This window comes from Candidatus Binataceae bacterium (genome assembly GCA_035650475.1).
GTDB lineage: Bacteria > Desulfobacterota > Binatia > Binatales > Binataceae > JAKAVN01.
Window position 1 is genome coordinate 155,166 of record DASRHP010000006.1, and the last position, 12,668, is coordinate 167,833.

Consider the following 12,668-nt stretch of genomic DNA (forward strand, 5'->3'; position numbering starts at 1 on the left):
GCCGCGGGCGCGCGACCCGTGGTAAGGAGGCTCAATCATGGCTGACGAAAAGACCCTCAATGGCCTGCACCCCGACAAGATCGACCAGATCCTGTGCGCGATGCGCGACGACCCGGCCACGCTCAAAGCGGTCACCGGCCCGTGGAAGGCGCGCGTGGTCTGGCAGGGCGGTTTCCGCGCCAAGGCCTACATGCGCAAACACGTGGTCGAGATGGACGAGCCCGAGGGGCTCGACGCTACAGACGCCGCCGCCAGCGCCCACGAGCAGCTGCTCTCGGCGATGGGGAGCTGCCTTACGGTCGGCTTCGTGCTCAACGCGACCAAGCGCGGCGTGCGTATCCACGACCTCGAGGTCGCGCTCGAAGGCAACTTCGACAACATCCTGAAGTGGGCCGGCCATAGCCAGACCGGCAACCCCGGCTATCCGTCGGTCAAGGCCAAGCTCTTCGTGCGCGCCGACGCCGACGAGAAGACGCTGCGTGAGCTGTGGCGGCTGGCGGTCGAGGGTTCGCCGGTCACCCAGACGATCGCGCGCCCGACGGAGATCATCACCGAGTTCGAGAAGGTCTGACGCCGCTATGGTCAAGCTGGTCGGCCCGCAGCGGGTCGCCGAGCGCCTCGGCTCCTCCGCCTTCGTGCTCGTCGATCCGCGCCGGCCGATGAAGTATCTCTCGGGCCATCTGCCAGGCGCGGTCAACCTGCCCGCCTACCGTGCCTTCGGCGACGATGGCAGGCTGCTCGACCCGGCGGTGCTCGGCGCGTGGCTTGGCGCGGGCGGCATCGGCGACGGCGCGGCGCCCCTGCTCTACGACTCGCCGCAGGGGCAGAACGCGGCGATGGTCGCCTGGATCCTCGAGTACCTGGGCGTGCCCGAGGTCTATCTGCTCGACGTCTTCTTCGAGCGATGGAAGTCCGAGGGGCGCGAGGTCGTCTACCGCCCGGTCGACGCCACGCCGCGCCGTTTCGTGCCGTCTCCGAATCCGCGTATCCGCGCGACGCTCGACGAGGTCCGCGCCAACGCGAGCGAACGGCTGGTGGACTTTCGCTCGGCCGAGGAGTTCAACGGCGAGCGCGACCTCGACGGCCGCCCGGGCCATATCCCGCACGCGGTCAATCTGGTCTGGCGCGAACTCAACGGCACGGGCGACCGCCTGCTCGCTTCGCGCGAGGAGCTCGAGCGGCAGGTTGCGGCGGCCGGAATCGGACGCGGGCAGAAAGTGATCGCGTACTGCCGCAGCGGGCCGCGCGCCGCGCTCGGCTATCTCGCGCTCAGCCAGCTCGGCTACGAGGTCCGGCTCTATGACGGCTCGTTTGCAGAGTGGGCGCGGGCCGGGATGGCCGTCGAAAGATAGTCCGCTCGGCCCGCCGCCGTCGCGGCGGCGGGCGCGTTGACAAACCGCTTCTCCCACCGGAAGATCATTAGCGATGGCACGAGTCACGGTCGAAGATTGTCTGGAGAAGATTCCGAACCGCTTTGAGCTGGTGCTGGGCGCCGCCAAGCGCGCCAAGCAACTGCTCAAGGGTGCGCGCCCGCTGGTGGAGACCGACAACAAGGAAGTCGTCACCGCTCTGCGTGAGATCGCAGCCGGCAAGGTTGATCTGAAACGGCCCGAAGGCGCCTGAGGCCGGGCTCCCAGGGATCAGCCCCGAGCGCCCTCGGGGCCAGCGGCTCGTGGGCCACTCCCGCGCGGATCGTCGGGACAGATGAGCCGCGAGCGGCCGCGCCGGCGGATGTCCGGAGAATTATTTGGCGCGCAAAGCAGATACCCGCAGGCGCAAGGCTGACCGCGGGCCCGAGGTTCTTCCTCCCGCTCGCCATCGCACCTCGACCGCCCGCAAGCGGCGCGAGCCGATCCCGGTCGAAGCCGAGATGGTGCCCGACGACAGCGCCGAACTGATCCCCGACGTAGCAGCCAACGAGGCCAGCGCCGCGCATGCCGCCGCACCCGAAGTCGGTGCGGAGCAAGAGGGGGCCGGCCTCGAGCACGGTACGAGCGAGACGCAGACTTCGATGCCGGATATCGCCGGGGTCGGCGATCTCCCCGACGGCTTCGCGCGCGCCGAGGAACTCGGCGAAGGGTCGGGCGCGGGCGAGGAGGTCAGCGAGCAGCGCGCCGAGGGCGAGGAACGCGGCGCGCTGGTCCCCTTCGATCCGCTCAGCCGCTATCTGGCCGAAATTCGCCGCTTCCCCCTGCTCAGCCGCGAGGAGGAGTTCGAGGTCGCCAAGCGCTATTACCGGCATCACGACCCCGCCGACGCCTACACCCTGGTCACCTCCAACCTGCGCTTGGTGGTCAAGATCGCCGGCGAGTTCGCCCACGCCTCGCGCAACCTGCTCGACCTTATCCAGGAGGGCAACGTCGGCCTGATGGAGGCGGTGCGCAACTTCGACCCCTACCGCGGAATCCGCTTTCCGTCCTACGCGGTATGGTGGGTGCGCGCCTACATCTACCGCTACCTCATCAACAACTGGCGGCTGGTCAAGATCGGCACCACCCAGGCCCAGCGCAAGCTCTTCTTCAACCTGCGCAAGGAAACCGAGCGGCTCGAGGCCGAGGGCTTTGCGCCGCAGCCGCGGCTGCTCGCGCAGCGCATCGGGGTCAAGGAGAGCGAGGTGCGCGAGATGCAGGAGCGGATGGCGCAAAGCGAGGTCTCACTCGATCAGCCCGTACGCGACGACGAGGACGCGCGCCTGCTCGACGTCCTGCCCGACACCGCACACAACCCCGAAGAGGCGGCGGCCGAGGACGAATGGCGCAACTTCGCGCGCGAGAAGATCGAGCAGTTCGCCGCCACGCTCAAGGACAAGGAGCTCGAAATTTTTCGCAGCCGCCTGCTCTCGGAGGAGCCGCCCACGCTGCAGGAAGTCGGCGGCCGCTTCGGGATCAGCCGCGAGCGGGTGCGCCAGATCGAGTCGCGGCTCAAGCGTCGGCTCAAGGACTTTATCAAGGCGCAGGCCTCCGATATCGAGCACGCCGGCGGCTGACGCCGCCGCCGCCGCCGTGCGCCTCCGAAGATTGTGCGCGCGCGCGGGGCACCCCGTTGCCCAGCGCGTGCGCGTGCTGCGATAATGCGCGTGGGGTGGGCGGCATAGGTCTGCCGGGCCTTATGCAAGAGCGAACATGCGCGCTGGTGGTGGTGGGCAATGAGGTCCTCTCCGGCAAGGTGCAGGACTCCAACGCCTACTTTGCCGCGCGCCAGCTGCGCCGCGTCGGGGTCGCGCTCAACCGGATCGCGGTTATCCCCGACGACGTCGCCGCGATCGCCGAGGAGGTCGCCACCTGCGCGCGCCGCTTCGACGTCGTGCTGACCTCGGGCGGCGTTGGCCCGACTCACGACGACGTGACGATGGAAGGCGTGGCGGCGGCTTTCGGACGCAAGCTCGCCGTTCATCCCGAGCTCGAGCGCCTCATCCGCGAGCACTTCTCCGATCGCCTCGACGCCGCCGGCCGCAAGATGGCGGTGGTGCCCGAGGGCGCGGTGCTCCACGCCGGCGGCGACATCCGCTTTCCCACCGTGCAGGTGGAAAACATCTACATCCTGCCCGGCATCCCGCAGCTCTTCGAAGCCAAGCTCTCCGCGCTGCTCGGGCGCTTCGCGACCGACCCGTACTACATCCGCACGATTTACACTTCCGCGCGCGAGGGCGCGATCGCAGGCTGCCTCAATGAGTGTCTTGCGCAATACCCCAATCTTCTGCTCGGCTCATATCCGAGGCTCGGCGACCCCGCCTACCGGGTGAAACTGACGCTGGAATCGAAGGACCGCGACTACCTGGAGCGGGCCTTTGCGCATCTGATGAGTCTTCTGCCGAGGGATGTGGTGGTGAGGACCGAATAGGCTTTTCATTCTGTCTGGGGGGAGGAGGTAGTGAGATGCGAAAAGTGACAGGCTTGTTGGCAGTGCTGGGGGCGCTTGTGATCGCGTTGCCGGTAATGGCTCAGAGCCCGGGCGGAACGTCGGCGGCGCCGGCGTCCAACCCGAACCAGCCCCAAGTGCCGCAGCCCGCCCAGGGCGGCGTCAACTGGCAAGGCGTCGGGATCGGCGCCGGTACCGTGGTCGGCAATTTGTTCTATGTGCCGGCCAAGGTGGTTTACGGCGTGCTCGGCGGAATCACCGGCGGAGCGAGCTACCTGCTGACCGGCGGTAACACGCAGACCGCTGACACGATCTGGCGCAGCTCGCTGGGCGGCGATTATGTGCTGACGCCGGACATGGTCGCGGGGCAGACGCCGATCCATTTCAGCGGACCGACCTCTACCGCGCCGATACCCGGCCAGCAGGCGCCTGGCGCGAGCGGCGGAGCTTCGGCGGCAGCGCCTCGCACGGCGTCGGCCGCGCCGTCGGCAACCACGCTGGCAGCTAATCCGCCGCCGGTGACCAGCGCGAGCGTGGGCGGCGCCGCGATCAGCGGTACCGGTACGACGACTGGCCTCGGTGCTGCGACATCCGCGAAGCCGCAGCCTGCGGATAGCGGCAGTGGTCCGGTCGGCGCGGGCGCAAGTGCTCCGCCGCTGCCGGCGACCACGATCGAGTAAAGGCGCGGACAGCGCTCGGGAGCGGGCGCGTCGCGGAGGTTTGGCGATGAAGGCGCGTCGGCCGCGCGCCCGAGCGTCGAGTTCGGCCGGCCTCGGCGGCGCGAAAAGGCGTCTCTGATACGAGGGCGGGGGCAACCCGGATGAAAAAGGCACGCTTTCTCTGGAAATCGACCTGAACCACCTGCCGCAACGCAAGAGGTTTCTTGCGCGACGAATTGAAGGTCGAACTCGACGAGCGCGACTACGCCAAGCAGCCGCTGAGTGCCGCCGAGCTCAAGGAGCTGTTCAAGGGGCGCGATCCGCGCGACTTCCTCAATCCCAAGAGCCCGGCGTTCAAGGCGATGAAGCTCGCCGGCAAGACGCTGACCGCGACGCAGGCGCTGGCGCTGATGGCCAAAGAGCCGAATTTGATCAAGCGTCCGCTCGTGGTCGCGGGCGGCGAGATTGTTGCTGGCTTCGATCGCGAGCGGCTGCGCTCGCTGTTGGCTTAAAGATCGACCCGGTGGCCCGAGCGCTAGGCGCGCTCGGCTCGCTCGGCCTTCTCGGCGCGTTCGGCGCGCGACTCCGAGCGTGCCCCGGCGCCTTCGGCGCGTGAGCCGTTGCCCTCGGCGCGCATCCCGGGCGACTGGATCTTCGCCGTGGTCAGGACGTCGATGAACTTGCGCACGGCGGGCGAGAGCTCGCGCCCGCGCTTGTAAATGATTGCCAGAGGTCGCGTAAACGTGCCTTCGACGAACTCCAGCATTTTGAGCGAGCCACGCGCGGTTTCGTGCTCGACGGTCGAACGCGGCACGATCGCGACGCCTTGGCCGATCTCGACCGCGCGTTTGATGGTTTCGATGTTGTCGAACTCCATCGTGTAGTGGGGCTTGACGCCGTGATCGCGCAAGATGCGGTCTGACGCCTTACGAGTGGCTATGTCGCGCTCGTAGCCGACGAATTTCTGCCCCGCCAGGTCGCTCACGCTGATCCTGCTGTGCCGGGCCAGCGGGTCGCCGGGCGGAACCACCAGCACCAGTTCGTCATGGCGAAAGGCAATCGTCACGATCTGGCTGCGCTTGGCGGGGTAGGCGACGACACCAAGGTCGATTTTGCCCTCGACCAGGTCCTCGTAAATCTTGTTCGAGCGCAGGTACTCCAGATGCACATTTACCTGCGGGTAACTGCGCAGGAATTCGGTCAGATATGGCGGCAGCTCATGCAGGCCGACGCTGTACACGGTGCCGACGCGGATCGAGCCCGCCACCACCGAGCCGATCTCGCGCAGCCGGTTCTCCAGTTCGACGAAGCGGCGCACGATCTCCTTGCTCGCGTTGTACAGGATCTGTCCGGCTGGAGTAGGTTTGACACCCGCGCGCGCCCGTTCTAACAATCGACACTCGTACTTCTCCTCCAGGCTGCGGACCTGCTGGCTAACCGCCGACTGGGTGACGAAGTTCTGCGACGCAGCATAAGAAACGCTGCCGCTCTCGATGATGTCACAGAAGACTTTGAGCGTCTCGATATGCATACCGTTCAGTAGTCGTATAAGGATATTTGATAGCTAGCCGACAGGCAATAGGTCCCGGCCGAAGCTGTGGCGGTGCGCCGCACGCCGCGCGCCGGGGCCTCGCCGAGGAAGCCTAAGATGGCGGATTTACTGAAGGATCTGGACTTTTTCAACATCGAGGAGCTGCTCGGCCCCGAGGAGCGGATGGTCCGCGACACCGTGCGCCAGTTCGTCCAGCGCGAGGTCCTGCCCGCGATCGAACGCAACTTCGCCGAAGAGAAGTTTCCCCTCGAGCTGGTGCCGCGGATGGCCGAGCTGGGTTTCTTCGGCGCCAACCTCAAGGGCTACGGATGCGCCGGCATGAACAACATCGCCTACGGCCTCATCATGCAGGAGCTCGAGGCCGGCGATTCCGGCCTGCGCTCGTTTGCTTCCGTGCAGAGCGCCCTTGCAATGTACTCGATTTATGCCTGGGGCTCCGAGGAGCAAAAGCGCCGCTTCCTGCCCGAGATGGCCAAGGGCAAGCTAATCGGATGCTTCGGGCTGACCGAGCCCGACCACGGCTCCGACCCGGGCGGGATGGAAACGCGGGCGCGGCGCGACGGCGACGGATGGGTGCTCAACGGAACCAAGCGCTGGATCACTAATGGTTCGCTCGCCGACGTCGCGGTGGTTTACGCCAAGGTCGACGAGGGTATCACCGGTTTCCTGGTCGAGCGCGGCAAGCCGGGTTTCACCGTGCGCGACATCCACGGCAAGTTCTCGATGCGCGCCTCGGTGACCTCGGAGCTGATCTTCGACGACGTGCGCCTGGGGCCGGGCGACCATCTGCCGGAGGCGCGCGGCCTGCGCGCGCCGCTCTCTTGCCTGACCCAGGCGCGCTACGGGATCGCGTGGGGCGCGATCGGCGCCGCGCGCACCTGTTATCAGTGCGCGCTCGACTACACCAAGGCGCGCAGGCAGTTCTCGCGCCCGCTCGCCGGCTACCAGCTCGTGCAGAACAAGCTGGTGACGATGCTCACCGAAATCACCAAGGCGCAACTGGTCTGCCTGCGCCTGGGCCAACTCAAGGACGCGGGCAAGATGCGCCCCGAGCAGGTCTCCTTCGCCAAGCGCAACAACGTGGCGATGGCGCTGGAGTGCGCGCGGATGGCGCGCGATATGCTCGGCGCTAACGGCATCGTCAACGAGTACCCCGTCATCCGCCACATGCTCAACTTGGAAACCGTCAACACCTACGAGGGCGCCTTTGACGTCCAGACCCTGGTGCTGGGGCGCGACGTAACCGGCCTCAACGCCTTCGAGTGAACGGCCTCGGGCTTAGAACGAAATTCCCAACCGCTCGCGCAACGCCGCCCGGCCGCGATCGGTCAGACGCACCGCCCGGCTCTGTCTGACGCGCGCGAGCCATCCCAGCTCAAAGCATCGCGCCGCCAACGCGTCACCCAGCGCTCCGGCGAGATGGTAGCGGCGCTCGCTCCAATCGAGGCACTGGCGCAACAGCGGCCTGCGTGCGCGGCGCAGGTTGGGAACATCGATTCCGAGCGCGCCGAACCACGATTCGCCGGCCGCCGTCAGCAGCCATCCAGCGTCGCTGTCCCGCAGGTATCCCCGCGAGCGCATCGCCTCCGCCAGCGACACTCCCATCGTTCCCGCCAGATGGCCGTAGCAGGTGCGCGCAAAGCGCAGCGTGCGCGCGGCGTCGTTCTGAAGCGCAGTCAAAGCGGGCCGTGGCGGCGCGAACAGGCTGAGAGCTTCGAGCAAGCGCGCGACATGCTCGTTCGCGACCCGATAGTACCGATGCCGGCCGTGAATCTCGACCGCCACCAGCTTTGCTTCGAGCATCCGCGCCAGATGCCAGCTCGCGGTCTGGGCGGACACCCGGGCGCAGCGCGCCAGTTCGCCCGCCGGCAGCGCCTTGCCGTCCGCCAGCGCCATGAGCATCGCCGCACGCGACCTATCGGCCAGGGTCGCGGCCACCGCCGGCACGTCGGGATCTACGGACATGATTCCATGCATATCGAAATGTGCCTGCGCTATCAAGGACGCGGTTCCAGCAAGGAGGAAATGAATCATGAAAGCGATCAGTGTGAGGCAAAACGATGCCCAATGGGTTCCGGCGAGCCGCATCCTCGGCGCGGGGGCCGTTTACGACGGGCGCGAACTGGTGCATCGCGCAGTGCTGAGCGACCGCCGGGCCGAGGGCGGCGGAATCGCCTATCTGCTCAAGGTGACGCCGCCGCCCGGCAAGCTGGTGCGGGCAATTGCGGTCGCGCGCTCGGACGAAAATGTCTACCTGCTCGCGGGCGGCTACTGTAACAAGGCGGGCGAGCTCATTTATTCGCCCGGGGATTACATCCTGAATCCTGAAGGCCATCCGCACGGCTTCTTTGCCGCCGTGGAAACCACGGTGCTGGTCATCTGCCGCGGCGAGCCGGACGACATCCGCGAGTTCGGGGTGATCGATCCGGTACGGGCGGAGGACGCGCGCAAAGAGCCCTAATCCCGACCGCCCTTCGCGTTCCGCCTCGCGTTCTGACTCGGCGGGCGGATCGTGAGTCCGTGGATGCGCATGACAGCGGGGCGGCAGCGCTCGGCCGCCCCGCCGCGCGCGGCGTTTGCCCCGCGCTGGCCCCGGCGTGCTAAATAGCGGAGCACAGGGAGGCGCGCGGCGATGGAACTTAAGGGCAAAAACGCGATCGTCACCGGCGCGGCGCGCGGCATCGGGCGCGGAATCGCGCTCAAGCTGGGCGCGGCCGGCGCCAACGTGGCGCTGGTCGATCTCGGCAGCCCCAAGGACCCGGCGCTCACCTACAACCTCGCCGCGCATACCGAGCTCGCCCGCACGGTCGAGGAGGTCAGGGCCTTCGGCGTCAAGGCCATCCCGATCCTCGCCGACGTGACGCGGCTCGCCGACTGCGAGCGGATGGCCGCCGAGACCGCCAAGGCGCTCGGCTCGATCGATGTCCTGGTCAACAACGCCGGCATCATCGCGGCCGGCGTGGTTGCCGAGATGTCCGAAGCGACCTGGGACCGGGTGATGGCGGTCAACGCCAAGGGGCCGTTCCTATGCGCCAAGGCGGCGATTCCCTACCTTACCCGCAACAAGGAGGGCGCGATCGTAAATATCGCGTCGATCGCCGGCAAGACCTCGCGTGGCGGGCTTTCGGCTTACTGCGCGAGCAAGTTCGCGGTGATGGCGCTGACGCAGGCGCTGGCCGAGGAGCTCGGCCCGGCCAATATCCGCGTGAACACGGTATGCCCGGGGCTGCTGCGCACCGCGATGTGGACCGACGTGCTCAACAAGTACTTGAGCCAGGCTTGGGGCGGCAAAGAGGAGACGCTGTTCGACGCCACGGTCGGCACCATGACTTACCTGCGCCGCGAACAGACGCCCGCCGATATCGGCGAGGCCGTGGTCTATCTGGCGCGCGCCGACAACGTCACCGGCACCGCGCTGGTGGTCGCCGGCGGCGCCGAAGTGCACTGAAAGACAACGCCCGGAGCGCCGCGCGGCGGCCCGCCCGCGAATCCCGCGCTCCGGAGGGAGGTCGACGATGGTCAAGCCGGTCGAACTTAATCACGCCGCTTTCAGGATCGGAGACGTCCAGAAGAGCCGCGAGTTCTACGAGAAGGTGATCGGGCTCAAGCCGATCGAGCGTCCTGACTTTCCCTTCGGCGGAATGTGGTACGGGGTCGGCAACTGTTCGATCCATCTGATCGTAAGCAAGAAGCGCGACGACGGCCCCGACCCCACCGGGCCGCATATCGCGATCGAGGTCGACGACCTCGACAAGACCAAGGCCGAGCTCAAGGCGATGGGCGTGCCGTTCCTCGACGGCGACGCGATGCGGGCGCGGCTGAGCGAGGAGGATCAGCGCCGTCTGGGGCGTCAGATCTGGGTGCTCGATCCCGACGGCAACACGGTCGAGCTGCGCAAGAGCGGCGCATAGTCGCTGACTGGGTCGCCCGCCGCGCTCAATTCGCGGGCAAGGCGCCGTCTGAAGTGATTGCGGAAGTGACGGCCGAGCTTTTGCCATTGCTCGGGGCATAGATCATACCCGAGCGTCTGGATGAACAGACCAGGGCGGCGAGGCTCACTGCTGAGTACGCGTAAAATCGGAACGGCGCGTGCGGCGGAGCGAGTGAGGTCATGGGAAGCCTGACTGACAAGTACTGCATCGTTGGCGTCGGCGAGACGCCGCACATGCGCCCCTCCAACCGCACCACGCTCTCGATGGCGTGCGAGGCGATCCGCAAGGCGATGGCCGACGCCGGGCTTGGCGCGCGCGACATCGACGGCATGACCAGCTACCAGGTCGGCGACTCGACGACCTCGGCCCACGTCGCGACCGCGCTCGGGATGCGGCTCAACTACGCGGTCGATATCGTTGGCGGCGGCTCCAGCACCGAGGCGCTGATCGCGCACGCGGTAGGCCTTATCGAGGCCGGCTACTGCAAGGTGATGGTGATCTTCCGCTCGATGAACGGGCGCTCGAGGCGCCGGATGGGCGGGCAGGTGCCGGGCGGGCCGGTGCCGGCGGCAACCGCCGACGGCGACAACCAGTTCTTCATGCATTGGGGATGGACCACGCCGGCGCAGCGCTTCGGGATGAGCGCGATGCGCTACCTCTGTGACACCGGATGCACGACGCGCGCGTTCGCCGAGGTCGCCGTCGCCCATCGCCTGCATGCGAGCCTCAATCCTAAGGCGCTGATGCGCTCGCCGATCACGATCGAGGACCATCAGCGTTCGCGCTGGGTGGTCAAGCCGTTCCGCCTGCTCGATTGCTGCCAGGAGACCGACGTCTCGGCGGCGATCATCGTGACCTCGCGCGAGCGCGCCTACGATCTGCGCCAGCCGCCGGTCTTCATCATGGGCGGCACGGCGCGCACGCTCACCGACAGCCCGGCGTGGAACTACTCGCGTGCGGAAATCCATTACGTCGCCGGCAACTACGGGCGCAACCGGCTGTTCGGGATGGCGGGAATCAGCCAGAAGGACGTCGATTTCATCTCCTGCTACGACGCCTTCACTTTCACCACGCTGATTCAGCTCGAGGCCTACGGCTTTTGCGGGCGCGGTGAGGCGGGCGATTTCGTCAAGGGCGGCACGCTGCAAATCGACAACAAGCTGCCGTCGAATCTCTCCGGCGGCCATCTCTCCGAGGGCTACACTCACGGCGTGCAGATGATCATCGAGAACGTCCGCCAACTGCGCCATCGCGCCGACGACGCCTGTCCCGGATGGGCCGAGGGGCGGCATACGTACGACCGCAAGGCGGGATGCCGCCAGCTGCGCAAGGCGCGGATTTGCTGCTCGATGGGCTGGGGCACCGAGACCACCAGCAGCTCGGTTATCCTGCGCGGAATCGTTGCCTGAACCGCGGCGCGCGCTTAAGCCGCAACGTCAGCCGGAGGATTTTCGATGCCGGGACAGATCGACTACAGCAAGCTGCGCATCCTGCCCGACCCCGACACCAAGGAGTGGTGGGAGGGAACGAAGCGGCGCAAATATCTCATCCGTCAATGCAACGCGTGCGGGCATAAATGGTTCCCGCCGCTGCCGGCTTGCAGCAAGTGCACGTCGATGGACCTTGGATGGTTCGAGACCGCGGGGCGCGGCGTGATTTACAGCTACGTCGTGGTGATGCAGCCGATCCTGGGCGCGTTCGTCAACGCCGCGCCCTACGTGGTCGCGATAGTCGAGCTCGACGACTGTCGCGAGGCCGACGGCACGGCGACCCGCGTGGCCGGCGTGCTCATCAACGACGAATCGGAGACTGCGATCGGGCTGCCGATCGAAGTGAGCTTCGACGAAACACCGGACCCGAACATCGTTATCCCGCGCTGGCGCGTCTGCGGCACCGCGGCCAATGTCTGGCGCTTCAGCGAGTAAGCCGCGAAAACGCCCACGCGCGGCATTTCGCAGAAAGCGCGCCAGTTTCAACGCCGCGTCGATGATCCTTTAGAAGGCTTCAAGCCGCGACCTGACGGCACGCATCCGGCAGGCGACGTCGCTTTCCGTCGTGGGCGCCCCTGAGCGTCACATGAACAGGCGCGAGCAGTCTGGCAAGGCCCCGAGGTCTTCGGCAGTCGGACGATCCAAATAATTCGTTTTGCGCGCTGGTGCCTTTGCGGGAGGCAACCGATACCCAGTGGTTCGGCGAATGAGCCAAGGGGCCGGAAACCGCAGGGTGCCGTCAGCGTATGCCTTGGTGAGGGGATTTATGAAGAAAATAACCTCACGGACCACGCTGGCTTTGTTTCCCGCTCTTGCCGCTCTGACGCTGGGGGCCTGCTTCTACGGCGGCCCGCGTCCTTACTACGCTTATGGACCGGGATATACGGCGCCACCAGTGTACGCCGCAGCGCCGCTGTATAGCGCGCCGCCGGTCTATGCCTATCAGACCGTGCGTCCGGGCTACGGCGACTGGGACGACCATCACGTCTGGCACGACCGCGACTGGTGGCTGGATAACAACCGGCCATGGGTGCAGGAGCACCATCCGCAATGGCTAAGTAAACACCAGCAGGAGCGTCACGATCGCGACGGCGACCACGATCACCATTAAGCATCGGCGTGCGCGGGCAAAGCAGCGGCACGCGCCTGCCGCCCGCAGATCGCATCCCGCGCTCGA

Annotated in this window: 15 protein-coding genes and 1 pseudogene; 14 read left to right on the forward strand and 2 right to left on the reverse strand. The window is 66.9% G+C overall.

What is annotated here, in order from left to right:
- The first annotated feature begins 37 nt into the window (after nucleotides 1–37).
- From VFB33_03345 to VFB33_03375, 7 genes and pseudogenes are all read left to right on the forward strand, one after another.
- Nucleotides 38–571, forward strand: a complete 534-nt coding sequence (locus VFB33_03345; protein HZO80706.1) for an OsmC family protein — start codon at nucleotides 38–40, stop codon at nucleotides 569–571.
- A 7-nt stretch (nucleotides 572–578) separates the two neighbouring features.
- Entirely contained in the window at nucleotides 579–1,352 is a 774-nt protein-coding gene (locus VFB33_03350; protein ID HZO80707.1) for a rhodanese-like domain-containing protein, read from the forward strand.
- Between the two features lie 73 nt (nucleotides 1,353–1,425).
- Entirely contained in the window at nucleotides 1,426–1,623 is a 198-nt protein-coding gene (rpoZ, locus tag VFB33_03355) for a DNA-directed RNA polymerase subunit omega (GenBank protein ID HZO80708.1), read from the forward strand.
- Between the two features lie 124 nt (nucleotides 1,624–1,747).
- On the forward strand, nucleotides 1,748–2,986 hold the full coding sequence (locus VFB33_03360) for an RNA polymerase factor sigma-32 (protein ID HZO80709.1): 1,239 nt from the start codon (nucleotides 1,748–1,750) through the stop codon (nucleotides 2,984–2,986).
- 122 nt (nucleotides 2,987–3,108) lie between these two features.
- Complete coding sequence (locus tag VFB33_03365; GenBank protein ID HZO80710.1) at nucleotides 3,109–3,840, forward strand: competence/damage-inducible protein A; 732 nt, start codon at nucleotides 3,109–3,111, stop codon at nucleotides 3,838–3,840.
- Between the two features lie 35 nt (nucleotides 3,841–3,875).
- Complete coding sequence (locus VFB33_03370) at nucleotides 3,876–4,538, forward strand: hypothetical protein (protein HZO80711.1); 663 nt, start codon at nucleotides 3,876–3,878, stop codon at nucleotides 4,536–4,538.
- 188 nt (nucleotides 4,539–4,726) lie between these two features.
- Nucleotides 4,727–5,029, forward strand: a pseudogene (locus tag VFB33_03375) (ArsC/Spx/MgsR family protein).
- 23 nt (nucleotides 5,030–5,052) lie between these two features.
- Here the strand turns inward: VFB33_03375 and VFB33_03380 are convergent.
- Nucleotides 5,053–6,048 carry a LysR substrate-binding domain-containing protein gene (locus VFB33_03380; protein HZO80712.1) on the reverse strand — a complete coding sequence of 332 codons (996 nt, stop codon included), beginning with the start codon at nucleotides 6,046–6,048 and terminating at the stop codon, nucleotides 5,053–5,055.
- Nucleotides 6,049–6,165: 117 nt separating this feature from the next.
- Here VFB33_03380 and VFB33_03385 point away from each other — a divergent pair, with 117 nt between their 5' ends.
- On the forward strand, nucleotides 6,166–7,335 hold the full coding sequence (locus tag VFB33_03385) for an acyl-CoA dehydrogenase family protein (protein ID HZO80713.1): 1,170 nt from the start codon (nucleotides 6,166–6,168) through the stop codon (nucleotides 7,333–7,335).
- Nucleotides 7,336–7,347: 12 nt separating this feature from the next.
- On the opposite strand, the gene VFB33_03390 is transcribed toward VFB33_03385, so the two are convergent.
- Nucleotides 7,348–8,034, reverse strand: coding sequence for a helix-turn-helix transcriptional regulator (locus VFB33_03390; GenBank protein ID HZO80714.1), 687 nt, complete (start codon nucleotides 8,032–8,034; stop codon nucleotides 7,348–7,350).
- Between the two features lie 67 nt (nucleotides 8,035–8,101).
- Here VFB33_03390 and VFB33_03395 point away from each other — a divergent pair, with 67 nt between their 5' ends.
- From VFB33_03395 to VFB33_03420, 6 genes are all read left to right on the forward strand, one after another.
- A complete protein-coding gene (locus VFB33_03395) occupies nucleotides 8,102–8,530 on the forward strand; it encodes a hypothetical protein (GenBank protein ID HZO80715.1) in 429 nt (142 codons plus the stop codon).
- A 171-nt stretch (nucleotides 8,531–8,701) separates the two neighbouring features.
- Nucleotides 8,702–9,517, forward strand: coding sequence for an SDR family NAD(P)-dependent oxidoreductase (locus VFB33_03400; GenBank protein ID HZO80716.1), 816 nt, complete (start codon nucleotides 8,702–8,704; stop codon nucleotides 9,515–9,517).
- A 67-nt stretch (nucleotides 9,518–9,584) separates the two neighbouring features.
- Nucleotides 9,585–9,980 (forward strand): VOC family protein, encoded by a 396-nt coding sequence (locus VFB33_03405; protein HZO80717.1) that lies wholly within the window; start codon nucleotides 9,585–9,587, stop codon nucleotides 9,978–9,980.
- A gap of 200 nt (nucleotides 9,981–10,180) precedes the next feature.
- Nucleotides 10,181–11,410 carry a hypothetical protein gene (locus tag VFB33_03410; GenBank protein HZO80718.1) on the forward strand — a complete coding sequence of 410 codons (1,230 nt, stop codon included), beginning with the start codon at nucleotides 10,181–10,183 and terminating at the stop codon, nucleotides 11,408–11,410.
- Nucleotides 11,411–11,455: 45 nt separating this feature from the next.
- Nucleotides 11,456–11,926 (forward strand): OB-fold domain-containing protein, encoded by a 471-nt coding sequence (locus VFB33_03415; GenBank protein HZO80719.1) that lies wholly within the window; start codon nucleotides 11,456–11,458, stop codon nucleotides 11,924–11,926.
- 331 nt (nucleotides 11,927–12,257) lie between these two features.
- Nucleotides 12,258–12,602, forward strand: a complete 345-nt coding sequence (locus VFB33_03420; GenBank protein HZO80720.1) for a hypothetical protein — start codon at nucleotides 12,258–12,260, stop codon at nucleotides 12,600–12,602.
- Nucleotides 12,603–12,668: the final 66 nt, after the last annotated feature.